This is a genomic window from Moritella viscosa (assembly GCF_900120065.1).
GTDB lineage: Bacteria > Pseudomonadota > Gammaproteobacteria > Enterobacterales > Moritellaceae > Moritella > Moritella viscosa.
Map to the genome: position 1 here is coordinate 43,681 of NZ_FPLG01000047.1, position 24,325 is coordinate 68,005.

Below are 24,325 nucleotides of genomic sequence, written 5' to 3' on the forward strand. Positions count from 1 at the left end.
TCTTTATAATTTTAATCATTAAACAGGTTTGTTCCATGATATCTATTTTAGGCATAATAGTGATCCTATTAACGGCGTATTTCAGCTCTAACAATCGCCGCAATATCCCACTAAGAACTGTCTCGCTAGCGTTTACATTACAGATCTCGTTTGCTTTCATTGTATTATATTTTCCAGCAGGAAAAGACGCATTAAATGGCTTTAGTGCAGGTGTATCAAACGTGATTGATTATGGCCAGGAGGGTATATCGTTCTTATTTGGTAGTTTAGTTGAAGGAAACTTTGTATTTGCTATCAATGTATTAGGTATTATTGTGTTCTTCTCTGCGTTAATTTCAGCGCTGTATCATATTGGCTTTATGCCGAAGATGATTAACATTGTTGGTGGTGGTTTACAGAAATTATTAGGCACTGGCCGCGCAGAATCGTTAGCGGCAACGGCAAACATTTTTGTTGGTATGGTTGAAGCGCCTTTAGTGGTTAAACCGTATTTAAAAGGTATGAGTGATTCGCAGTTCTTTGCTGTGATGACTTGCGGTCTAGCGTCTGTTGCTGGTGGCACACTCGTGGGTTACGCGATGATCGGTGTTGAGATCAAATACCTTGTTGCGGCATCATTTATGTCTGCACCTGCTGGTTTGTTAATGGCGAAATTTTTGTTCCCGCCATCAACAGATAAACTAAGCGATGATGAAATCACTAAAGTTGAATTACCGCGCGCAACAAACGTGGTTGAAGCCCTTGCTGACGGTGCAATGGCTGGTTTAAGTATGGCAACTGCGATTGGTGCTACCTTGTTAGCGTTTGTCGGTGTTATCGCGTTACTGAATGGTATGTTAGGTGGTATTGGCAATTGGTTTAATCTAACATTAAGCTTTGAAATCATTCTAGGTTATGTGTTTGCTCCTGTCGCTTGGTTGATTGGTGTACCATGGAATGAAGCGATTGTTGCAGGTTCGCTGATTGGTAATAAGATCGTCGTAAATGAGTTTGTAGCGTTTATTCAGTTGATGGAAGTAAAAGATCAATTAAGTGAACATTCACAAGCGATTATTACCTTTGCATTGTGTGGTTTTGCTAATATCAGTACTATGGCTATCTTAATTGGTGGTTTAGGCAGTATGATCCCTGAACGTCGTCAATTTATTGCTAAACATGGCTTCCGCGCCATCTTTGCTGGTGTGCTAGCTAATTTGATGAGCGCTGCGATTGCTGGTGTGATGTTAAGTTTATAATTAATCGTTAATCGTTAATAATTAAAAGTATAGATACAACAATTAACTTGAATTACAGATGTAAAAAAGGCTAACGAGTAATAACTTGTTAGCCTTTTTTGATCGTTAGACTTTATGCTCGTCAACGGTATATATTAATTAAGAGTCACTTCAACTGTTTGTGCTACTTTCTTGGCTTTATCAATAGCATCGATACTATTAATACCACGAGCCAGAGCCACGCCTAAGCGACGTTGGCCGGCGATCTCTGGTTTGCCGAAGAGACGGATTTGACTGCCTGGTACACTGGCCAATGCTGGCGCTAATTGATTAAAACTAATATTAGTCGAGTGACCTTCTGCTAGGATAACGGCAGAGGCAGATGGACCATATTGTTGGATTTGGGTGATAGGTAGCCCTAAAACAGCGCGTACATGTAAAGCAAATTCAGACAAGTCTTGTGAGATTAGTGTCACCATACCTGTGTCGTGTGGACGCGGTGAAACTTCACTAAAAAATACGTCTTTACCTCGAATGAAGAGTTCGACACCAAATAGACCATAACCGCCTAATTCTTTAACTACCGCGGCAGATACTTCTTGTGCTTTGGCAAGCACATCATCACACATTATTTGTGGTTGCCATGACTCACGGTAATCCCCATCTTGCTGACGGTGACCAATTGGGTCGCAGAAGTGGATGCCATCTACCGCACTGATTGTAAGCATGGTGATCTCGAAATCGAATTTTACAAAGCCTTCAATAATGATACGCCCTGCGCCTGCTCGGCCACCTTCTTGTGCATAGTGCCAAGCTTGCTCGATGTCATCTTTATCACGAATAATACTTTGACCTTTACCTGATGAACTCATGACTGGTTTTATCACACATGGAATGCCAATTTCTGCCACTGCGCCTTCATATTCAGTTTTATTGTCAGTAAAGATGTAAGGTGAGGTAGGTAAATTAAGGGTTTCTGCGGCCAGAAGACGAATACCCTCACGATCCATTGTTAGCTTGGTTGCACGCGCTGTAGGAATGATATTGACACCTTCTTGTTCTAATTCAAGCAGGGTATCTGTTGCGATGGCTTCTATTTCTGGAATAACATAATGCGGTTGTTCAAGTTCAATCACATGTCTTAGGGCATTACCATCAAGCATATCAATGGTGTGACTGCGATGCGCGACTTGCATCGCGGGTGCATTGTCATAACGATCAACGGCAATGACTTCTACCCCTAAACGCTGAAATTCAATAGTCACTTCTTTTCCAAGCTCTCCAGAGCCTAATAGTAATACACGTGTTGCATTTTTGCTGTTGGCGGTACCTAACATAACAGTTCCCTATTAATTGATTATAAATTTGGTGGTCAAACAAATGATAATTCACTAACTTGTTGTATTTTAAGTACTATAGTTTATTTAATTAAGCTGTTAAGGAGCATGATATAACGATTGTTCTGGAAATGAAAGTTTTAAGTGATAAGTTGGTTGTAACATCTAAAAGTGAGCATTTTGTTTTATGCTTAAATGTGATTAATAGCAAAAATAGAGCTGTATAAATAGACAATAAAAATGAGGGCTATAATACAATGTCGGGGGCTGATAAGGCCCGTAGGTTAGGGGGGGAAAATTAATAAAGTTAAATTAATACCTATTTATGATTAAGAACAACGAATCGTTATTATTTATTAAGCATAATGGTTGTACATCATAACTACTTATTTTTAAAAGGCTTTATTATGACTACCTTGATTGAACGTTTTTTACGTTATGTAAGTTTTGATACCCAATCTGATTATACGTTTGATGCATGCCCAAGTACGCTTGGGCAAACAGTTTTTGCTGCACAGTTAAAGCAAGAGCTGATGGCATTAAAACTAAAGAATGTAAAACTAGATAACAATGGTTATTTAACTGCAACGCTCCCCAGTAATATTCGCACAACAGTACCAACTGTTGGGTTTATTGCGCACATGGATACAGCACCTGATGCATCTGGGAAGGGGGTTAAACCGCAAATAGTGAAGGACTATCAAGGTGGTGATATAAGTTTAGGACATGGCGAAGTTTTATCACCTTCGATGTACCCAGATTTGAACGACCTACATGGTGATACGCTAATAACGACCGATGGTACAACCTTATTAGGTGCTGATAACAAAGCCGGTATTGCTGAAATCATAACCGCGATAGCGTATCTTCAAGCTAATCCTGAAATCAAACATGGTGATATTAGTATCGGCTTTACACCCGATGAAGAAATTGGTCGTGGTGCGAATTTGTTTGATGTTAAAAATTTTGGTGCTGAGTGGGCCTATACCATTGATGGCGGCCCAGTTGGCGAACTCGAGTTTGAAAATTTTAATGCGAGCGCTGCTGAAATAATTTGTCACGGGGTAAATGTGCATCCAGGTTCAGCGAAAAATAAGATGGTTAATAGCATGGGAATTGCAGCTAAATTTCAAAGGATGATGCCTGCAGACGAAACACCTGAATGCACGGAAGGGTATGAAGGTTTTTACCATTTGAATTCAATGCAAACGAGTGTGGCAAAAACCACCTTGAATTATATTATTCGTGATTTTGATACGATGGGATTAGCGCATCGAAAAGAATTTATACAACAAAAAGTCTTAGAATTAAATGAAGAACTTGGTTGTGAACGGGTAGAGCTGAAAATAATCGATAGTTATAATAATATGCGTGAAATGGTCGAGCCTCACGTACATATTATTGAGATTGCGAAACAAGCGATGATTGATTGTGATGTACAGCCTGATATTAAACCTATCCGTGGAGGCACTGATGGTGCTCGATTGTCTTTCATGGGATTACCTTGTCCTAATATCTTTACAGGTGGTTATAATTTTCATGGTATTCATGAGTTTATTACGGCTGCAGGGATGGAAAAATCAGTGCGTGTTATTGTTCGGTTGGCGGAGTTAACTGCGAAAAAATACGTATGAATTGGATGAGTATATTAACTTACAAATTATTGCTGTATTTGATATCGCTTATTAAGCGTAATTAGGCCTTACACCAATACAGTCTTTAGGCATCTTAAGCTCATTTTGCAAAAACAAGATACAGTTATGTAATTTTAAACTAACGTCTTTATCATATAATAAAGACGTTTCATCTTGAAATTGCAATTCAAATACTAAGTACCAAAAAACCATTTCTTTTTGACTTGATATTCTGTTCTCCACAATATTCAAACGTTGCCAGTCTTGTAATATTTCCCAAATATAATCACATAGCATGGTGTAACTTAGCTTGTTATTCATGAATTGCTGAGTATGCCGGATTAATAGTTTTGATTTTAATGTGACAAAGTTATCTTCAAGCATAAGTCGGTCTCCAATTACAAATCACTAAATATTAATCAGTAGATTGCATACAGTTTGGCATTCTAATTAGCTCAAACTCATGTAAGCATAAGTGATGATCTTTGATTTGTATATTTATTGGATATGGTGCTGACGTAGCAGGTCTTTGGTTGGTTAATCGACAATGGAAAATATTTAAAATTTAGCTAAACTTTCGCTATGGTGTTGTTAATTTACAGCAGTAGGAAATAGCTATGATGAGATACAATTCTTTATTAGTTACTGTATTATTTATATGTTTATTTATTTCTAGTATAGCGTTTAGTTTGGGTGTTAAAGCTTCAAAAGATGTTGGGTATGAACATTCAGATATTTCACTTTACGACAGACTTGGAGGACTAGTACCGATAACTGTTGTTGTGAATGATTTTGTAGATACGGTCATAATCGATATCGAGTTAAATAAAAATTCAGCAATCAACACTTCACGAGCAAGGGTGCCTAAAGCTTATTTAAAGTTTCAAGTCACTACTATGATGTGTCAAGTCACAAATGGTCCCTGTATTTATAAAGGACGAGAAATGAAAGAGGCGCATAAGAACTTGCACATAACGGAAAAAGAATGGTATCGGATGGTCGTTTTGTTTAAAGAAGTGCTAGCGAAGCATAAAGTATCAGCGATGGAAACTCATGATTTACTTGCTATTGTTGAATCTACGAAAGCTGATATTGTGTCTGAAAAATAAAATTAGGCTTCATCGGTTGTGATGGCACTGTCAATGAAGCCTATTCTTATATAATACTATTTAATCACCTTATTTAACGACAAGCGTCAAGGTTGTCTGCGTACTTGCTGATGGCACATTGCTTTGATGACTTAATACAAAAATACGACCCGCATCAACTTTGCTTATATCTCGTAGGTGAGTTTTAATTGCATTAGCTCGAGATTTAGCTAATTTTCTTAGCACTTTATCTGTGATAGCTTGTTGCTTACTTGTTTCGGCATATAAACTGCTAAGCCAAACTTGCTTAAGTGCTGATTTATCGAGTGACGCCTGCTGAGCTGAAATCGTATTACGTAGTGTATCCGCTTTGCCTTGGGTTTCTTGTTCATATAACGTGATAAGTGCATCTTCCATATCATTTGATAGTGGTAGATTCGTCGCATTAGTCGTTTCTGGAATATTCGCGTTTGTTAATTGACTTAGTTTCGTATTTACGGCTCTATTTTGAAGTGTTTGTTTGTCCACGTTCGCATCATAGCTGCCTTTAATATTGAGTTTTAATTGTGGTCGTTGTACTAGTGCTTTTGCTAATGTATCGAGTTTATTTTGTTCGAGTTGGGTAAGTATCACTGAGCCCTTAGCAAAATTAACTTTATCTAATTCCTCTGTGGAATCTACGATGCTAGCTAATAATGTGAATGGCGATGTAGCGGCTTTCACTATGATATTGGTAAATTGTTTTAGCAGTATTTCGCCGACATTAAAGCTCGGGTCATTAACATCCCCCGATATTTCAACGCCTAAATCAATAGCGCCATTGCTGTCTTTTAATAATGGAATAGCTAAAGTAATCGGTAATATTGTCCCTGCGTCACTGTTTTTTGTATTATTCATATCAAGCTGATCAATGAATATTTGGTTGCGACCTTCTAAATGATTTTTTTCTAACTTGTATTTAAGTGCAAGTGAGAGCTGACCTTCGTTAATATCTAACCCTGCATAAGTACCAGAGTAGGGGGTCATAGAGGGTAGCTCAAAATTATCAAAGATAAATTCGATGTCCACATACGGCTGTGGGATGAGAGGGTTAACTTCACCACGTAATGTGAGAGGTGCGTACTCGTTTACTATGCCTCTGATATTTAGTTCCGCATTCTTGGTTGCCGTTGATGATAGTTTACCTACATGGCCTTCTAACTTGTCGATAGTGGCTTCAAAAGTAGGTTTAAGAAGATTGTCGGTATAATCGACTTTACCTTGTGCGAGTGTGATCTTGTTTATCTCAATCAGCATTGCATCTTCTGTCGCTTTAATTTTTTGAGTTTCAGGTTTTATTTGGGACTCACCTTTAACTGCCGCCTCTTTTTTCTCGTCTTTGGTTTTGACAACAAGATCTGACACATTGGAGCTTTTATCTGCAGCGACAATCATTTGAGCATATGGTTGTACAAAAGAAACATGGTCGATAAGCAAACTGTTTGCTTCTTTATCAAATTTAAGGCTGTTGATATTGAAGTTTTGCCATTTGATTAGCGTTTTATTTAATTTGTTGTCATTAATTGCTAGTGATTCTAGTTTTATTGAACCATCAAATCGAGCTGCACCTTTGGTATTCGCATAAAGGCTACCTTGCGTTGTGAATTCACCATTTTGGATTGTGATGTTCACGTAAGGTTTTAGATAAGGTTGAAATTGTGCGAGGTTCAATTTATCTAAATTGATCGTAGCATCAAGCGATTGTTCTTTTACATCTGCGCTACCTTGAGAAGAGAAGGTACCTTTATCGTTAATCGTTAGGGCTAAGTCATATTCAATGGGTGTATCGAGACGACTGGTCAATGATTTAGTTCTGACGTTAATAGGGAACAGGCGCCATGCGGTTGCATCCGTCATCATAGATTCAATGACATTAATATCGTAGTTGGTTAAATTAAATTCACCAAGAATGACGAGCAACTCTTGTGCTTCTTTACTTTCCGTTGCTTGAGCCTCATTATTTTCAGATTGCGTTGCCTGTGATTCTGATTTAGCGGTTATTTTGCTATCTGATGATGCGCTAGTTGGTTCTGTATGTTTTAGTGTAAAAGCATTTGTTAGATTAACAACACCGTCCTTGTTTACAACTGCATTAACTTTTAACCCATCGGTACTGATATTATCTAAACCAATTTGTTGTTGCAATAAGTCAACTTTGATGCCTGCTACTGTGAGTAACGGTAGGTTAATGAGTTCTTTTTCTGGTTCGGAGAATATCAATGTACGTAACGAAAATTGACCCGCATCAGTGAGTAATTGCGGTGACTTATCGTTACTAATGAATTGATAGTCAGTTGTAAAGTCAATAACGCCAGACTCTAGTTTAGCCGTTAATTGTTCTGCTACGAATGGCCAAAATGTCACTAATTTTATGTGTTTAAGAGCCAGATTACCTTGTGCTTCCAATGGTGTTAATTGGAATCGACCTGCCGTGGTCACTGCGCTATTGTCTGCACCTTCAATGCTCAAATTATAGCTGTTGTAAGTCGGGGATGGCGCGTTGCTCCGCTTGTCACGATTCAACATTGCTAGGCTATTGAATTTGGTCAGTACAATATTGATTGCTGGGTAGTCGAGTTCAGCACCTGTAGGCTTGTCTTTAAAGTTAAACGCAGTGTTGGTGATGCTGATATTAGCAATTTGAATATGCGGTAACTCACTGCTTTCATTTGTGTCTTCGCTAACTGGTACTGGTGTTTCTGATGGTTTAGATTGTGCAGCTATGTGTGCTGGAATATCAGAGAAGTTAAATTGACTCTCATCTAATTTTTCAATATTAGCAAAGGCTTGGTCAATTTCAATAGTCTCAATATTGATGCTGCCATTGAATAAACTTTTCCATAAGTTTATTTGCAATGTGAGTCGACCAATACCGGTAAAATCTTCCTGTTCTTGAGTTTGAATTTCAAACCCTTTAATCTCAAATTTGAGCGACAAAGGGTTAATACTTATATCTTGAAGTTGTACTGGGCGGCCAAGTAAAGCACTGATTTTTTCTGGTGCGATACTTTTAACGAGATAGGGGACAAGTAAACCTAATAGTAAGGCATACATTAAATAGGCAACAAGCGCATAACTTAATAAACGTTGATAACGTGGCGCTCGTGAAAAATTTTTTCGAAAATTTGAAATTTTAGCAGCCATTAGAAATATAAATCCTATTTAAATCCTGATATTAATACTAATTATAGAATATCAATGGCTAGCATAACAGCTATTATTCTAACCATTGCTGATGTAATTGGTCACTATCCCCTAAATAATCAAGTAGCCATTGAACTGCTGGGCTCATTCGTTTGGTATTCCAAGCTAGGCAGCAGTCGCTGACAAGCAAACTTGTGATGAGCTTTTTCTCTATTAACTCTCCACTCATTAACAGTTTATTTGCCATGTGTGCAGGCATAATAGCAATACCTAATCCACCTTTGAGTAATTGGGTTGCACTATGCCAGTTTGGTACAACAAGACGACGTTGATTATCAAGTAACCAGGTGGTGCGTTTAGGCAGTTTGCGTGCTGTATCTTCTAAACATATAACAGGGTATCTTGCTAGCTCCTCGTTACTTATTGCTTGTTCTGCGCTGGCTAGTGGGTGATTAGGACTAATGACAAATGTCCATTTTAGTTCCCCCATACCACGATAATCAAAACCACCACTCACTGGGATTGATGCGGTTGCACCAATGGCAATATCGGCGCGTGAATCAACTAAGGCATCCCAAACACCATTATACACCTCCATCGTGAGTAAAAGTTCTACATCTGGAAATGCGTTGTAGAAGTCACCCACCATGGTGTTAATACGGCCTTCATGTACTACATTATCGAGCGCAAGAGACACACTTTGATTCCAACCGTTAGCGACGCGTTGTGTTTGAAATTTCATATGTGCCATTTGCTTGAGCAATTTCCGAGATTCAATCACGAAATATTCACCTGCAGGTGTTAGTTCTACTTTTCGGTGCAGACGAATAAATAATGCGACCGCTAATCGCTCTTCAATATTACGAACCGTATAGCTAATAGCACTTGGTACTTTACATAATTCATCTGCTGCAGCTGTGAAACTTCCGCGTCTTGCAACTGCGTCGATAACTTGTAGATCTTGTTGGGAAAACATACACATCAAATTTTTTGAAAGCAATAGTGAAATATTAGCGTTTCTCAAACAGAATCGCCAGTATTAAACTAGTAACATCATCATTAGTCTATGTAGTTTAAGTAATGAACAATATTAAAAATAACACTAAAAATAAAGTCCCAATGAGCACGATGGTTTGGTTTTCTGGATTAAGCATGTTGGGTTTTCTTGCAACTGATATGTATTTACCCGCATTTGAAACGATTCGTCATGAATTTGGTACATCTCAGACATTAATTAGCTTGTCGCTCAGTATTTTTTTATTGGGTATGGCACTGGGTCAATTAGTTTATGGTCCGTTATCTGATCGTGTAGGCCGTAAAAAAATGCTGTTTGTTGGCATGGCTATCTTTGTGATATCAACCGCTGTTATCTCCGTATCTAACAGTATTGAGCTATTTCTTCTTGCACGTTTTGGCCAGGCATTAGGTGCATGTTGTGGTACTGTCATTTGGCAGGCGGTCGTAATTGACCGTTATCAAGGTAAAGCGTCAGAGCGTGTTTTTGCGACGATCATGCCACTGGTCGCGCTCTCTCCTGCATTAGCACCTTTACTTGGCGCTGGATTAGAAGAGTTTTTTGGCTGGCGTAGTATTTTTGTTGTGCTTGTAGTGACTGGTTTAGCGTTGGCATTTGCAACAAGTCGCGAACAAGAAAGCGCACCTTTAGGTAAAAAACAAGAAAAGTTGTCGTTGCAATTGGCGCGTGATTATAAGCAAATCATAAAATCAAAAATATTCATTGGTAATATGTTGATATTTGCGGCGTGCTCAGCTGCATTCTTCGCCTATTTAACCGGTTCGCCATTCATTATGACTGCAATGGGGTATTCGGGGGCGGATATTGGTCTAAGTTATCTACCTCAGACAGTGGCTTTTCTTGTTGGTGGTTATGGTTGTCGTAACCTATTAACACGTTTTAGTGCGAAACAATTATTGCCTTGGTTAATTACATTGTTTATCACAACGGTTGTGCTTATGTTTGTGATTGCTTTTGCGACGTCACCAACGACTATTTGGCCTATTTTGATCCCATTCTGTTTTTTAGCCGTGGCTAATGGCGCGATTTATCCATTGGTGATTAATGCTGCACTCGCTGACTTCAAGAATTGTAGTGCAACCGCTGCAGGTTTGCTTAACTTCTTACAGACGATGTTTTGTTTCTTAGCAAGCAGTGTGGTATCAGCATTCTCTGAACATGGTGTTTATGCTGTTACATCTGTGATGTTGTTCCAAGGTTTTCTGATTGTGGTTGGTTATGTACTCGCTAAGCATAAAACAACGAATATATCAGCAAGTGATGCTGTAGTGGTTTAATTTATTACAAGCTAAAATTTGAATAAAAAAACGGGAAAGACAGCTATTGTCTTTCCCGTTTTTTTTATTGGTAACATTAATCTAAATCGTATGCTAGCGCGGTTTACTTGATACTGTACTAGGATAGTTTAGTGGGTTAATTCACCACGGATATTTTGTTGCATTTGTATTTTAATTTCTTCACTCGGTAGTTTTTTACTGATGAGATAATGCAACTTAGTTAATGCTGCCTCTGTTGTCATATCATAACCCGAAATAACACCAACTTGCGCTAGGGCATCGCCTGTCGCATAACCGCCCATGTTAACTTTACCTTTAATGCACTGGGTAAGATTCACCACCACGATACCACGCTGGTTCGCGGCTTCAAGCGCATTTAATAGTGCTTCACTTTGCGGGGCATTACCTACGCCATAACTTAGCAAAATTAACGCTTTAACGGGTTGTAATAGAATGTTAAAGATAACTTCTGTTGAAATACCAGGGTAAAGTGTCACGATCGCAATCGGCTGTGGTGTAATGTTACTAACGGTAAGTGTTTTTTCAGTAATTGGTTTTACATCACCTAACATGACTTCAATGTTAATCCCAACTTTCAATAGTGTTTCGCAGTTTGGTGTTGCAAACGCGCTAAAACCATCAGCGTGCACTTTCGTTGTTCTGTTGCCACGTAATAATTGGTTATTAAAGAATAAACAGACTTCATGAACAGGGTAGTTTGCTGCGAGGTAAAGCGAGTTCAGTAAGTTGCTTTGGCCATCTGAACGGATCTCAGCCAGTGGGATCTGTGAACCAGTAACAATCACGGGTTTGCCAAGGTCTTCTAACATAAATGATAATGCTGATGCTGTGTACGCCATGGTATCAGTACCATGTAAGATCACAAAGCCATCGTAGTCGTCATAATTGCTTTGGATATCTTCAGCGATCTGCTGCCAATCAGAAGGTGACATGTTAGAAGAGTCGATTAACGGCGAATACTCGTGAAGGGTGAAATCAGGCATTTCTTCGCGGTGGAATTCAGGTAGACGCGCTAAGCAATCCGTCATGAATCCTTCCATCGGTACATAACCGTGCTCTGAATGTTGCATACCGATCGTGCCACCAGTATATGCGATGTAGATTGATTTCTTAGCCATTAATAAATTCCCCTGTGCGTTTTTAAAGAGGATTATAGTGCTGAAATCAATTAATGGAATAGCTTGATACTAGATTGCCTAATAAAACTGCAATTTAATAGGGTAATTAAGATATAAATTTGAATTAAGCGGTAAATGGATTCATTTACCGCTTAATATCATTATTCACTAGGTCCAGCTAATCTAGAGGATTATTTAATTTCGCATACTAAACATTCCACATATAGGCCTTGCGGATCTGAATAGTTAGTGAGTTGTCCGGCTTGTCGACTCATTGTTGCTAACCAAGTCGCCACACTACCATTAGGACTAATGTTGAGCTCTGTTAATACTTGCTTTGCAACAGATTGAGTGAACATAGACAGTAATCTATCACGCTCACTACGGGGTGTTTGAATTAAAATTAATGAATCACTCGATACACCTGCTTTTTCTGCGGCAGACGCAATTGCATCATCTAGGCTACCAAGGCTATCAATAAGGCCAAGATTAAGCGCATCGCTACCAGTCCAAACACGACCTTGAGCAACCTCATTAACTTCTTCTATTGTCATATCTCGACCTTCAGCAACGACATTTAAGAAGTTGCTATAGCCATTTTCAACCGTCATTTGGATAATTTTAGCCATGTGTTCAGGCAGTTCCCGATTTACAGATAGTCCTGTGTAATCTGTTGTCCCGACACCATCACTGTAAATGCCCATTTTAGCGAGTAGTTTTTCGGTTGTCGCAAATAGACCAAAGATACCAATTGAACCGGTGATCGTGGTTGGTTTAGCCCAAATCTCATCTGCCGCAGAAGCTATCCAATAACCACCGGATGCGGCGACGCTACCCATGGACACTATCACGGGTTTACCCGATTTTTTCACTTCTAATAATGCGGTACGGATCTGTTCTGATGCAAATGCGCTACCACCTGGGCTGTCGATACGTAGGACTAAGGCTTTAATCTTTTCGTCGTCTTTTGCTTGTAATAGCAATTTAGTCAGCGATTTTCCACCAATAGCGCCAGGAGGTTGGTTACCATCTAAGATCTGGCCATTGGCGAAAATGATACCAACTCCAGGTTTACTCGCAAAATCTTGTTCTTTAAACTGTGTAGGCAGAAGATTAAGGTAATCTAAAAACTCCACCTTCTCATATTTATCCGATTCGCTGTTTAGCTTTTTAGCCAGATAACGCGAAATTTGTTCACGTGTTAATAGCTGATCTACAAGTTTTTGTTTTAAAGCATATTGGGCAATATTGCCATTGACTGATTGCAGTTGTTCAATAAATATATCTGCTTTAGGTGCCACATCGTCAGCGTTGATTAAACGATTGTTAGCAACGGTACTGGTGTAAGTATCCCAAAGTTGATTTAACCAGTTTAATTTAGCTTCTTTACTTTCTGCTGACATATCACTACGTGTGAAGGGTTCAACAAATGATTTATACGTGCCAACGCGAAATACGTGTGATGAGAGATTAAGCTTATCAATGGCATCTTTGAAATAAAGACTATAACTACCATAGCCCTGCAGTAATACGCCCCCTGCAGGATTTAACAGAATTTCATCCGCAAATGAAGCAAGGAAGTATTGTTCTTGGCTAAAGTAATCCCCGTAAGCATAAATTGGCTTGTTACTTTTTTTGAATTCAACTAATGCATCCGAAATATCCGTTAATTTAGTTAAACTCGCAGGTTTTAGTCGGGCAAGATCTAAGATTAATGCGCTAATGGCATTATCAGTTTTAGCGCTGTTAATCACACTTACAACGTCTGAAATTGCAATTTCACTAATGACATCTTGAGAATCAACAAGCTCACCAATAACTTGGTCGAATGGGTCGACTAATTTTGGCTGATCAACCAGAACGCCATTTAAGTTGAGAACCAAAGCGGTATTATCTGCAAATGTGACGGGGGCATCTTTTTGCTGCTGCAAAGCAATAATAATAATTGCTATAAAAGAAATGAAAAACAGGTTCAAGATTAAATTACGTGTAAATGTAATCGAACGACCTATTTTAGAAAGAATGAATCCGAGTAGTGAGAATAATTTTCTCATTATTATATTCCTAGTGAACCCAATGGGATTAGACTGTTATTTTGTATATTAAGCCATAAATCTAGTTTAGATTAAAGCACTTAGAATACGGAGGTGTGACAGTACGTAGCGGATCTAGTTCTCATTAATAATAAATAATGAAAAATTAAGCTTAGTATAAACACGACAAAATGTATGGTTAAGTGTTGAAATTCAACGAAATCATTAATTTACGACTACACTTGTACGCTGTATTAGTTAAAATAGCGTTTGAAATGAACGATTAAATTAATTACTCTAAAATTAAAATAGATAACAATTATATAGCAATTGTGTAACCACTGGGAGTGGAGTTATGTCTGCAAGCAATTATCCGAATATGTTGGCACCGTTAGATCTAGGTTTTACAACATTGAAAAATCGAGTATTAATGGGTTCGATGCATACTGGCTTAGAAGAAGAAAAAAATGGATTTCAAAAACTGGCAGCTTTTTATGCTGAGCGTGCCAAAGGTGGTGTTGGTTTAATTGTGACGGGCGGTATTTCACCAAACTTACGTGGTCGGCTCATGCCACACGGCATGCAACTGTCTTATAAATGGCAAGCGAAGAAACACCAAGTCGTTACACAAGCGGTTCATGACAATGGCAGTAAAATAGCGCTACAAATTCTGCATGCGGGTCGTTATGCTTATCACCCATTTAGTGTGAGCGCGAGTAAAAATAAAGCACCGATTAACCCGTTTACACCTAGAGCCATGTCAAAACGTTCTATTCGTTGTACTATTTATGATTTTGCAAAAACCGCAGAATTGGCCAAGTTTGCTGGCTATGATGGTGTGGAAGTAATGGGTTCTGAGGGGTACCTTATCAATCAATTTATTTGTAGACGCAGTAATAAGCGAACTGATGAATGGGGTGGTAGTTATCAACATCGTATGCGTTTTCCTATTGAAATTGTAAAAGCGATTCGTCAGCGTGTTGGTAATGATTTTATTATTATTTTCCGCCTTTCAATGCTTGATCTTGTTGAAGATGGAAGTACGTTTGAAGAAGCGGTTGAGCTTGCGAAAGAACTTGAAAAAGCCGGTGTGACGATTATTAATACAGGTATTGGCTGGCATGAAGCGCGTGTACCAACCATTGTAACCAGTGTACCTCGTGCCGCATTTAGCTGGGTTACAGAGAAAATGAAGGAACACGTCAATGTTCCTTTAGTGACAACTAACCGTATTAATACACCAGAGGTTGCAGAACAGATTTTAGCTTCTGGGCAAGCAGATATGGTATCGATGGCACGCCCAATGTTGGCAGATCCTAAGTTTGTAGAGAAAGCGACAGCGGGTAAGGCTGATGAAATTAATACTTGTATTGCCTGTAATCAAGCATGTTTAGATCATGTATTTAAAGCTAAACGTGCATCTTGTTTGGTTAATCCACAAGCTTGTTTTGAAACTGAGCTAAAATTTGACACTGCATCAAAATCAAAACGAATTGCGGTTGTTGGCGCAGGACCGGCAGGCTTAGCATTTGCTTGTTATGCGGCTGAACGTGGTCATAAAATTGATATTTTTGATAGTCGATCAGAAATCGGTGGTCAGTTTAACTATGCGAAACAGATCCCGGGTAAAGAAGAGTTTTACGAAACCCTGCGTTATTATGCGAAGAAAATTGACGTACTTGGTATTAACTTACATTTAAATCAGTTAGTGACAGTTAAGACCCTTCAGGGTAAGGGTTATGATGATGTAGTTGTGGCAACGGGCATTAAACCAAGAACACCTGCCATTCCCGGAATTAAACATGAAAAAGTATTAAGTTACATTGAAGTGTTACGTGATCATAAACCGGTTGGTAAGCGTGTTGCTGTTATTGGAGCGGGTGGTATTGGCTTTGATGTTTCAGAATATTTAGTTGAAGAAGAAGGTGCTTCACCATCGACCAATACTAAACAGTGGTTAAGCGAGTGGGGCGTAACAGAAGATAGTCAAACTGTCGGTGGTTTAACCCCTGCTAAAAATACTGCGCCAGCGCGTGAAGTATTCTTATTACAACGAAAAGATACTAAAGTTGGTGCAGGTCTAGGTAAAACGAGTGGCTGGGTACACAGAGCAACATTACAGAAAAAAAATGTAGAAATGATCAAAGGCGCTTCTTATGATCTTATTGATGATCAAGGTTTACATATTACCGTTGATGGTGTGAAAAAAATATTAGATGTTGATAATGTGATTTTATGTGCTGGACAAGAACCTTTTAGAGAATTGTTTGAGCAACTACAATCTGAAAAAGTGACAACACACCTTATTGGTGGTGCATTTGAAGCGGGTGAGCTTGATGCAAAACGTGCAATTCGTCAAGGTGCTGAACTTGCCGCGTCGATTTAACGTTAGTTAATACCAACATAAGACAATCAAAGTTGCTATTGTAGTGACTGTTATTATGACTGTTATTATTAAAAGAAGCCCATCTTATGCATGGGCTTTTTTGATCTTAATAAATTAATGACTTGATATTTAATTGACTACATTGAATACTTTAGCTATCACTCATTGTTCAAAGTAGTAAATAATGAACGCAATTGACCTATTAATAAATCGCCATTCTTGTAATCAGCTTTCTGCACCAGCCCCAAGTGGTGAAGCATTGGATAATATTATTAATGCTGGATTACGTGCACCTGATCACGGTGGATTAACCCCTTGGCGTTTTATTATCACCGAAGGTGAAGGTTTAAACACTTTATCGCACTATTTTCAAGATGCGGCATTTAACCTTGGAAAGTCAGAAAAGGATGTATTAAAGGCGACAAATGCGCCGTTTAGAGCACCACAAATTATTACTGTTATTGCTAAAATTGAAAATCATCCAAAGATCCCAGAGTCGGAGCAGTTAATGTCAGCAGGTTGTGTGGTAATGGCAATGCAAATGGCTGCGCAAGCACAAGGTTTTAATGGTATTTGGCGTACAGGCTGGTTTGCTTATGATAGTCATATAAAACAAAAACTTGAGTTAGAAGAAAAAGATGAAATTGTTGGTTTTTTATATTTAGGTACGCCCGATATATCATGCAAAAAAAATCGTCATTTAAACACTGATAATTTTGTTACGCGAATGGATAATTAATGCTATTGAATTTGGAATTAGCACTTAAATAAAAACTGAGGAATTAAGATGACAACACACTATCCGAAAGGACATTTACTCAGTGTACAATTTCCACTTTACCATCATGTTGGTATCTCGGATGGTTGTGGTCATGTTTATGAAAATTCGCGTGCGCGATCTGGGCGAGGCTTGGTTAGCTTGCTTGATTTTTCTGATGATAAAGTCATTATCGACCATGGCTTTTTACCTGGGAGCTTATCTGCCAGTGATATCATAATAAATGCCAAGCAATTGATTGCAGATAAAAAGCGTTATCATCTGTTGAAGAACAATTGTGAACATTTCGTACATGAGGTTTGCGGTGTTAAAATCACTAGTCCTCAGTTACGTCGAGCCTTAATTTTAATTGCTACCTTGTTAGTTGATCGCTACTCAAGTGGTCGACTACGCTCTGCACTACTGTGGAGTATCGCCTCGCAATTATCGCATCTAAATGAGGCGTCACTGTCTTGGTGGAAGCATGCTATTTTTACGTCAACCGGATTTTGGTTAGTGTTATTAACGAATAGCAATCAAGATATTGAAGATAAAACCCCTGATTAATACCTATTTATATCTAGTTACTGTCCTTTAAGCGCTTACTTCTTTAGTAAGCGCTTTCTAGTTATTTTATCTATAATATCGGCCATTAGACTTAACACTCGTCAGGGGTTCTAACTTAGCGAGTAAGGTGAATTGTGGGTAACATTGAAATCATTCGCGGTCATAGTTTGCCACATCAGCAAATTATCCGTATCGCAGACAAAGTTATGCTTGATATAGCAGAAGAGTATGACCTTAAACTTAAGTGGCAAGGTGATAAACTTCATATTAAGCATGCACATACCAGAGGGTATTTACATGCTGATTCCGAAAGTATCAAAATTAAATTAAAATTGGGAATACTGTTATTTCCTGTTAGTTTTGTTTTAAAACAAAGCATTGAAGAAACGCTTGATGAACTGCTGCCAAGTGCTGCGTGCTCACATAAATAAAGTATGATTAAGGCTTGATATTATGGAACAATTATCACTGGTTGAAACCTCATTTTTATTAAGTGAGAGTACAGCAAGTCCTAAGCATTTTTCTGGACTGCAAATATTTGAACCACCAAAGGACTATGAAGGTAATTTCGCGCGCGATCTTTTTCAAAAATTGATTATGGATCCGGCTGTTGCGACCCCGTTTAATTTTAAGCTTAAAAAAAGCATTGGTGGCTTGTATTATTGGGTCCATGATAGTCAATTTGATTTTAATTATCATATCCGCATGTCAATGTTACCGGGTGATGGTTCTGATGAACAATTACGTGATTTAGTTGAGCGTTTACATTCACATCTAATCGATCGCTCGCGACCGTTATGGGAGGTTTATCTTATTGAAGGTCTGTCAGACGATCGTTTTGCTATCTTCACCAAAATCCATTATGCAATGGCAGATGGTAAAATGGCAAATAGTTGGCTGTCTGGGTATTTACAAAGTGAACAATCGGTAAATGACTACCGCCCATTTTGGCAGATCCCATCTTTCCGTCCTGGTTATAAAGAATCTGCGGGTGTAATTGAAAGTACGTTATCAGCTTATGTGAGTGGACTAAAGCAGCTGAAATCAATCCCAGGTCTTGTCAAACTCGGCACCCGTATGGGATTAAAATTTCTACACTTACGTGACAAAGGGCCTGCATTACCATTTTGTGCACCAAGGACGCCATTCTCTGTCCCTGCGACGCGATCTCGTATTGTTTCTTTTGGTAGCTTACCTTTTGAAAGAATGCGTTCAATTAGTAAGATAACAGGGGTAACGTTGAATGACGTGATCTTATGTTGTGTTGATATCGGTCTTAACCGTTATTTAAAAGAGAAGGGCATTTTATTACGCAAGCCGTTAGTTGCTCAGGTCCCTGTTCGTATTGGTAATGGGCGTAGAAATGCATTAACAGGCGTTGAATTGGGTAATATTGATGCTGATGCATTAGATCATTTAGAAACCATTTTTAAACGTACGAGCAGTGTGAAAGAAGATTTATTCAGTTTACCTGCGGAATCTGTAGTTAATTTCTCATTACTGATTCAAGCAACAGCGTCTATTTCTGAATGGTTGGGTATATCAAAGTTCTTACCTCCATTAGGTTCAGTGCTTGTATCTAACGTGCGTGGTCAGCAAGAGTTTGCTTATCTAGCTGGCGCTAAATTAACAGAAGTGTACCCTGTGTCAGTACTCTCTGCTGGTACGGCATTAAACATTACGCTATATAGCTATCATGAAAAAGTTTTTTTTGGTCTAGTCGGTTGTAAGAATGAATTACCTGATTTAGATATGCTATCTCGTCATGTTGAAGCTGCCTGTGACATTCTATCCGATGAAATTCTCGACAATGCTAAGCAACACTCAGTGCTAATCTCTTCACGATAAAGATAAAGATGGTGGCTAGGTTGCCATCTTTATCTATCCCTTCTGCTTATTTCATGCTACTTTTATAGGTTACAGATTTGTTACATATAGATGTAACTAATAAAACATGAACTCCATTGTTAGTTTTATATCTTAGGTAAAGTACCTAATTTGTATTGCTATATTTTTACACGTATAAATTTTGTCGAGGTTATTTTGATTAGTTGGCAAGCTAAGGCGCTGAATTTATTTTTGAAACAAACAGTGAAGCGTTCGATTGAAAATACCAAAGACGTACATAAATTACGTTTTCAGATGCGAGCATTAGACAAATTTGTATTCGGAACTAGCTCTCAAATTGAACGTTCGCAATCAATGCGTGCTGGTACTTTGTGTGATGAGATCAAAGTTAAGCTCTCTACTAGTAAGAAAAAGCTATTATATGTACATGGTGGCGCTTTTGTATTTAAAACACCGGGATTACATAATAATTTGATAGCTCGTTTAGCTGAACCATTAGATTTACACGCCATAATTCCTGATTATCCACTTGCCCCTGAACACCCTTTCCCTACTGCACTTAACTGTTGTTATGATATTTACCAGTCATTATTAGATGAAGGTACTTTACCTGAAGATATCGTTGTCGCGGGGGATTCTGCGGGTGGTAATATTGCGCTATCTTTATTGTTACGCGCTAAACGTAATGGTTTACCCATGCCGAGTTGCTGCGTTTTATTATCACCAGTGGCGGATATGACTCAAAGTGGTTTGTCTTCTGTAGAGAATCGCTATAGTGATGCGTTATTTAGTTTGGAAGTCATGTTGCATTGTCGTAATTTATATTTAGAGGGGAATAGTACGGACCTGCATAATGATGAAATTTCCCCTTTATTTGGTGATTTCACTGGATTTCCTCCTTTTATGTTCCATGCTGGAAGTGCAGAGCTAATGCGCGATGATTCAACGCGACTTGCTGACTTTATGCAGGCCAAGGGCGTTGATGCTCATTTACAAATATGGCACCAAATGCCGCATGTCTTTCCATTATTTGAACAACTTCCTGAAAGTAAGGCGGCACTGATTCAAATTGTGGACTTTATAAAGAAGCATCTAAATAAATCTTAAGTAGGGGTTGTTTCATAAAGTCTGCAAGCTAAATAATTGAATTATTAAAGAATTTTGCTCTTTAACTAATGTAACTAAGATTGCGAAAATAAATGTTATATACCCAGCATCTTGAAGTAACTTGGGTATAACAGTAAAAAAAAGGCTGGTAAGATAAATAATTATCTCACCAGCCTTGTTGTTTTAAGCGGTTAGCTTTCTATTTTAAAAACTAACTGTACACTTAAATTAGAATTCAGCTGTACGTGGTGCACGCGGGAAAGGAATTACGTCACGGATATTTTGCATACCAGTTACATAAGACACTAAGCGTTCGAAACCTAGACCAAAGCCAGAGTGTGGGACTGTACCGAAACGACGTAGGTCGCGGTACCACCAGTAATCTTCTTTGTTTAAGCCCATTTCTTCCATACGCTTATCAAGCATATCTAAACGTTCTTCACGTTGGCTACCGCCGATGATTTCGCCAATACCTGGTGCAAGTACGTCCATTGCTGCAACTGTTTTACCATCTTCATTCATGCGCATGTAGAATGATTTAATATCTTTCGGATAGTTTTTAACAACAACAGGTGCTTTGAAGTGTTCTTCAGCAAGGTAACGTTCGTGTTCAGAAGACATATCGATACCCCAAGAAACTGGGAATTCGAATTCTTTACCACATTCTTCTAAGATCTTAATTGCGTCAGTATAATCAATTTGTGCAAAGTCAGAATCTACAAAGCTTTCTAAACGAGTAATTGCTTCTTTGTTGATACGTTGTGCAAAGAACTGCATATCATCCATACGCTCTTCTAGTACTGCTCTAAAGCAATACTTAAGCATATCTTCAGCTAGTTTTGCTGCATCGTCTAAATCAGCAAATGCAATCTCAGGTTCAACCATCCAGAATTCTGCAAGATGACGCGTTGTATTTGAGTTTTCAGCACGGAAAGTTGGACCGAAGGTATAAACTTTACCAATCGCACAAGCATACGTTTCAGCGTTAAGTTGACCAGATACCGTTAGAAAGGTTTCTTTACCAAAGAAGTCTTCTTTGTAATCAACGTCACCTTTATCAGTTAAAGGCAGGTTATTCATATCCAGTGTACTTACACGGAACATTTCACCAGCACCTTCACAATCACTACCAGTGATAAGTGGTGTGCTTAACCAGTTATAACCATTTTCATGGTAAAAGCGGTGAATAGCTTGGGATAAACAGTTACGAACACGCATAACGGCACCCATAACGTTAGTACGGCCACGTAGGTGTGCGTGCTCACGAAGGTATTCGATGCTGTGGCGTTTAGCTGACATAGGGTAAGTGTCAGGGTCTTCAACTAAGCCAAGTACAATTACTTCTGTTGCTTGGATTTCGAATGCTTGACCTTTACCAGGTGATTCAACTACAACACCCGTAACTTCAACTGAACAACTAGCAGTAAGGTTTAAAACGTCTGCTTCGTAGTTCGGTAAATCTTTACTTACAACTGCTTGGATCGGATCGAAGCACGAACCATCGTAAATAGCTAAGAAAGAAATACCAGCTTTAGAATCACGACGTGTGCGGATCCAGCCTTTCGTTGTAACTGTGCTGCCTACCGGGAATTTACCGGCAAAAATATCTTTAACTGACGTATGCGTCATAGGATTATTGCTCTCCAGCATAAAAAGCTCTTGCTGAGCGAATGATGATTATTTAAGTAAGGATATATTACCTTTGCAGTTGTAGGATACAAGTAAAAACAATGAAAAATCATTTTGTTTGCTTAATATTTAGTAAATTAACACTGATAATTGCAAATGATTGAGGATTCTAGTGGTAATTAATTTGCTTTTTCTTTTGTTGTAGTAAACGGGCTTGGTTTAAAATACTGTTATTTAATTTAATTGGGGAGGTATATGTAGGGCTCATTTCGCGTTGTTTTAACGTGTGTTGTAATTTATCAAAATAACTTGAACTACTAATATTATTATCAAGCATCGAGTTGTAGCGCTCTGACAACCCTTGTGTACCGGTTGCATTTTCAAGTTCATTGATGATGTTATGCTCAAATTGAGCTTCCTGGATATATCCTTTGATACTGCTCAGGGGCTCAATTATTTTAATATAAATAATATACGAGATAGTGGAAAAACTGATTAGACTTAAACTAAATATCAATAAATTATTGAGCATAAATGACCCCGAAAACTAAGATTAAATTAATGTAACAAACTCAATATTCAGCTTGTTACATTAATAACAATTAAGTACGCAGGTCATAAGCACTGACTCGGTACCCTTAGTTTAGCAAAGACTATTTTGATTATATTGCAAGTGAAAACAGGATAAAGCTAAATACATATTGGTTAATACGTTATTTAGCCCAAATGTCAGCATCAAGCACTTGTCTGATCACATGGCATAATGTGGTGAGCTCTGAATTTGAAATGATGTAAGGGGGCATAATATACAAGAGTTTCCCAAAAGGCCTGATCCATACACCCAATTCAACAAATAATACTTGTGCTTTAGCGAGGTCAATTGCTTGTTTGGTTTCGATAACGCCAATACTGCCGAGCACACGTGTATCTGCAACATTTTTATGTGTAACGAGCGGTAGTAATGTTTGTTGTAACTGATCTTCTATTCGTTTAACTTGTTGTTGCCAATTACTTGCCATTAATAAATCGATACTGGCATTTGCCACTGCACAGGCTAATGGGTTACCCATAAATGTAGGCCCGTGCATCAATACGCCACTTGGCCCATTACTGATTGTTTCTGCAACATGGCGAGTGGTTAATGTTGCTGCTAATGTCATGTAACCGCCTGTGATGCCTTTACCCAAACACATGATGTCAGGTGTGATGCCTGCATGCTCACAAGCAAATAATTTTCCTGTTCGACCAAAACCTGTCGCAATTTCATCGGCAATCAGTAATACCTTATAATGCTCGCAAAGTAATTTAGCTTGACGTAAAAACTCCGGATGATAGAACTTCATACCGCCAGCACCCTGCACGATAGGTTCTAAAATAAGTGCTGCTATGTGCTGATGGTTTTCTACTAACGCTTGCTCTAGCTCTTGCATGGCACTTTGCTGCCATTGCTCATTAAATTTGATGCTTGGTGCGCTAATAAAGAACTGTGGCGCTAAAAATCCTGTGAACAATTCGTGCATGCCATTATCTGGGTCGCAAACTGACATCGCGCCAAATGTATCGCCGTGATAACCATTACGAATAGTGACAAATTTCTTTTTCGCCGGTTGTTGATGGTGCCAATATTGAATTGCCATTTTCATTGCGACTTCAACACTGACTGACCCTGAATCGGACAAGAACACACATTCGAGACCGTCGGGTGTAATATCGACTAGTTTTTGGCATAAATTTATTGCTGGTTCGTGGGTGATGCCACCAAACATCACATGTGACATTTTACTGGCTTGTTTTTGCATTGCTTGATTTAGCGCTGGTACGTTATAGCCATGAATTGATGCCCACCAAGAAGACATACCATCGATTAATCGTGTACCGTCATTTAATGTGAGATAAACTCCTTCAGCACTATCAACATGGTAACAAGGCAGGGGGTTTGTCATCGATGTGTAAGGGTGCCAGATGTGCTGCTGGTCGAACTTCACTAAATTTTTGTTTGTTTTTTGAGTCATTGTAAACCTTGGTTTTAGCATTTGGTTGACCTTGCGGCTATGCTGGATAGACTAATCGAGTTTAAGAATAAATTCAAA

At 38.6% G+C, this 24,325-nt stretch carries 19 protein-coding genes; 10 read left to right on the forward strand and 9 right to left on the reverse strand.

Annotated features, from left to right (window positions below):
- Nucleotides 1-35 precede the first annotated feature (35 nt).
- A complete protein-coding gene (locus BT797_RS07335) occupies nucleotides 36-1,235 on the forward strand; it encodes a NupC/NupG family nucleoside CNT transporter (RefSeq protein ID WP_045110168.1) in 1,200 nt (399 codons plus the stop codon).
- 134 nt (nucleotides 1,236-1,369) lie between these two features.
- On the opposite strand, the gene purT is transcribed toward BT797_RS07335, so the two are convergent.
- Nucleotides 1,370-2,551 carry a formate-dependent phosphoribosylglycinamide formyltransferase gene (purT, locus tag BT797_RS07340; RefSeq protein ID WP_045110169.1) on the reverse strand — a complete coding sequence of 394 codons (1,182 nt, stop codon included), beginning with the start codon at nucleotides 2,549-2,551 and terminating at the stop codon, nucleotides 1,370-1,372.
- A 407-nt stretch (nucleotides 2,552-2,958) separates the two neighbouring features.
- Between purT and pepT the strand changes: the two genes are divergently transcribed.
- Entirely contained in the window at nucleotides 2,959-4,185 is a 1,227-nt protein-coding gene (gene pepT, locus BT797_RS07345) for a peptidase T (protein ID WP_045110170.1), read from the forward strand.
- A 51-nt stretch (nucleotides 4,186-4,236) separates the two neighbouring features.
- On the opposite strand, the gene BT797_RS07350 is transcribed toward pepT, so the two are convergent.
- Nucleotides 4,237-4,569: a hypothetical protein gene (locus tag BT797_RS07350; RefSeq protein ID WP_045110171.1), complete on the reverse strand. Its 333-nt coding sequence runs from the start codon at nucleotides 4,567-4,569 to the stop codon at nucleotides 4,237-4,239.
- A gap of 233 nt (nucleotides 4,570-4,802) precedes the next feature.
- Between BT797_RS07350 and BT797_RS07355 the strand changes: the two genes are divergently transcribed.
- Nucleotides 4,803-5,294, forward strand: coding sequence for a group I truncated hemoglobin (locus BT797_RS07355; protein WP_052678306.1), 492 nt, complete (start codon nucleotides 4,803-4,805; stop codon nucleotides 5,292-5,294).
- 69 nt (nucleotides 5,295-5,363) lie between these two features.
- On the opposite strand, the gene BT797_RS07360 is transcribed toward BT797_RS07355, so the two are convergent.
- Nucleotides 5,364-8,456 (reverse strand): DUF748 domain-containing protein, encoded by a 3,093-nt coding sequence (locus tag BT797_RS07360; RefSeq protein ID WP_075471521.1) that lies wholly within the window; start codon nucleotides 8,454-8,456, stop codon nucleotides 5,364-5,366.
- A gap of 73 nt (nucleotides 8,457-8,529) precedes the next feature.
- A complete protein-coding gene (punR, locus tag BT797_RS07365) occupies nucleotides 8,530-9,432 on the reverse strand; it encodes a DNA-binding transcriptional activator PunR (protein ID WP_075471523.1) in 903 nt (300 codons plus the stop codon).
- A 104-nt stretch (nucleotides 9,433-9,536) separates the two neighbouring features.
- On the opposite strand from punR, the gene punC reads away from it, so the two are divergent.
- Entirely contained in the window at nucleotides 9,537-10,769 is a 1,233-nt protein-coding gene (punC, locus tag BT797_RS07370; RefSeq protein WP_075471525.1) for a purine nucleoside transporter PunC, read from the forward strand.
- Between the two features lie 128 nt (nucleotides 10,770-10,897).
- On the opposite strand, the gene ansA is transcribed toward punC, so the two are convergent.
- Nucleotides 10,898-11,908 carry an asparaginase gene (gene ansA, locus BT797_RS07375; RefSeq protein WP_045110175.1) on the reverse strand — a complete coding sequence of 337 codons (1,011 nt, stop codon included), beginning with the start codon at nucleotides 11,906-11,908 and terminating at the stop codon, nucleotides 10,898-10,900.
- Nucleotides 11,909-12,099: 191 nt separating this feature from the next.
- Nucleotides 12,100-13,962 (reverse strand): signal peptide peptidase SppA, encoded by a 1,863-nt coding sequence (gene sppA, locus BT797_RS07380; protein ID WP_075471527.1) that lies wholly within the window; start codon nucleotides 13,960-13,962, stop codon nucleotides 12,100-12,102.
- A 334-nt stretch (nucleotides 13,963-14,296) separates the two neighbouring features.
- Here sppA and BT797_RS07385 point away from each other — a divergent pair, with 334 nt between their 5' ends.
- The 6 genes from BT797_RS07385 (at nucleotide 14,297) to BT797_RS07410 (ending at nucleotide 20,606) form a co-directional block, all read left to right on the forward strand.
- A complete protein-coding gene (locus BT797_RS07385) occupies nucleotides 14,297-16,327 on the forward strand; it encodes an NADPH-dependent 2,4-dienoyl-CoA reductase (RefSeq protein WP_075471529.1) in 2,031 nt (676 codons plus the stop codon).
- A gap of 184 nt (nucleotides 16,328-16,511) precedes the next feature.
- Nucleotides 16,512-17,066: an NAD(P)H nitroreductase gene (locus BT797_RS07390; RefSeq protein ID WP_075471531.1), complete on the forward strand. Its 555-nt coding sequence runs from the start codon at nucleotides 16,512-16,514 to the stop codon at nucleotides 17,064-17,066.
- Nucleotides 17,067-17,114: 48 nt separating this feature from the next.
- The gene (locus BT797_RS07395) at nucleotides 17,115-17,651 is read left to right on the forward strand and encodes a lecithin retinol acyltransferase family protein (protein ID WP_045110179.1); all 537 of its coding nucleotides are present in this window, start codon (nucleotides 17,115-17,117) and stop codon (nucleotides 17,649-17,651) included.
- 134 nt (nucleotides 17,652-17,785) lie between these two features.
- Nucleotides 17,786-18,082, forward strand: coding sequence for a polyhydroxyalkanoic acid system family protein (locus BT797_RS07400; RefSeq protein ID WP_045110180.1), 297 nt, complete (start codon nucleotides 17,786-17,788; stop codon nucleotides 18,080-18,082).
- A 22-nt stretch (nucleotides 18,083-18,104) separates the two neighbouring features.
- Nucleotides 18,105-19,499 (forward strand): wax ester/triacylglycerol synthase domain-containing protein, encoded by a 1,395-nt coding sequence (locus BT797_RS07405; RefSeq protein ID WP_075471533.1) that lies wholly within the window; start codon nucleotides 18,105-18,107, stop codon nucleotides 19,497-19,499.
- A gap of 195 nt (nucleotides 19,500-19,694) precedes the next feature.
- A complete protein-coding gene (locus BT797_RS07410; protein WP_045110182.1) occupies nucleotides 19,695-20,606 on the forward strand; it encodes an alpha/beta hydrolase in 912 nt (303 codons plus the stop codon).
- 228 nt (nucleotides 20,607-20,834) lie between these two features.
- Here BT797_RS07410 and asnS read toward each other — a convergent pair whose 3' ends face one another.
- From asnS to bioA, 3 genes are all read right to left on the reverse strand, one after another.
- Complete coding sequence (gene asnS, locus BT797_RS07415) at nucleotides 20,835-22,235, reverse strand: asparagine--tRNA ligase (protein ID WP_045112504.1); 1,401 nt, start codon at nucleotides 22,233-22,235, stop codon at nucleotides 20,835-20,837.
- A 169-nt stretch (nucleotides 22,236-22,404) separates the two neighbouring features.
- A complete protein-coding gene (locus BT797_RS07420) occupies nucleotides 22,405-22,767 on the reverse strand; it encodes a hypothetical protein (protein WP_045110183.1) in 363 nt (120 codons plus the stop codon).
- A gap of 181 nt (nucleotides 22,768-22,948) precedes the next feature.
- Nucleotides 22,949-24,247, reverse strand: a complete 1,299-nt coding sequence (gene bioA, locus BT797_RS07425; protein ID WP_075471535.1) for an adenosylmethionine--8-amino-7-oxononanoate transaminase — start codon at nucleotides 24,245-24,247, stop codon at nucleotides 22,949-22,951.
- Nucleotides 24,248-24,325 lie beyond the last annotated feature (78 nt).

Coding starts and splice junctions, on each gene's coding strand:
- BT797_RS07335 (WP_045110168.1), top strand. CDS start 36: ATGATATCTATTTTAGGCATAATAGTGATCCTATTAACGGCGTATTTC.
- purT (WP_045110169.1), bottom strand. CDS start 2,551: ATGTTAGGTACCGCCAACAGCAAAAATGCAACACGTGTATTACTATTA.
- pepT (WP_045110170.1), top strand. CDS start 2,959: ATGACTACCTTGATTGAACGTTTTTTACGTTATGTAAGTTTTGATACC.
- BT797_RS07350 (WP_045110171.1), bottom strand. CDS start 4,569: ATGCTTGAAGATAACTTTGTCACATTAAAATCAAAACTATTAATCCGG.
- BT797_RS07355 (WP_052678306.1), top strand. CDS start 4,803: ATGATGAGATACAATTCTTTATTAGTTACTGTATTATTTATATGTTTA.
- BT797_RS07360 (WP_075471521.1), bottom strand. CDS start 8,456: ATGGCTGCTAAAATTTCAAATTTTCGAAAAAATTTTTCACGAGCGCCA.
- punR (WP_075471523.1), bottom strand. CDS start 9,432: ATGTTTTCCCAACAAGATCTACAAGTTATCGACGCAGTTGCAAGACGC.
- punC (WP_075471525.1), top strand. CDS start 9,537: ATGAACAATATTAAAAATAACACTAAAAATAAAGTCCCAATGAGCACG.
- ansA (WP_045110175.1), bottom strand. CDS start 11,908: ATGGCTAAGAAATCAATCTACATCGCATATACTGGTGGCACGATCGGT.
- sppA (WP_075471527.1), bottom strand. CDS start 13,962: ATGAGAAAATTATTCTCACTACTCGGATTCATTCTTTCTAAAATAGGT.
- BT797_RS07385 (WP_075471529.1), top strand. CDS start 14,297: ATGTCTGCAAGCAATTATCCGAATATGTTGGCACCGTTAGATCTAGGT.
- BT797_RS07390 (WP_075471531.1), top strand. CDS start 16,512: ATGAACGCAATTGACCTATTAATAAATCGCCATTCTTGTAATCAGCTT.
- BT797_RS07395 (WP_045110179.1), top strand. CDS start 17,115: ATGACAACACACTATCCGAAAGGACATTTACTCAGTGTACAATTTCCA.
- BT797_RS07405 (WP_075471533.1), top strand. CDS start 18,105: ATGGAACAATTATCACTGGTTGAAACCTCATTTTTATTAAGTGAGAGT.
- asnS (WP_045112504.1), bottom strand. CDS start 22,235: ATGACGCATACGTCAGTTAAAGATATTTTTGCCGGTAAATTCCCGGTA.
- BT797_RS07420 (WP_045110183.1), bottom strand. CDS start 22,767: ATGCTCAATAATTTATTGATATTTAGTTTAAGTCTAATCAGTTTTTCC.
- bioA (WP_075471535.1), bottom strand. CDS start 24,247: ATGACTCAAAAAACAAACAAAAATTTAGTGAAGTTCGACCAGCAGCAC.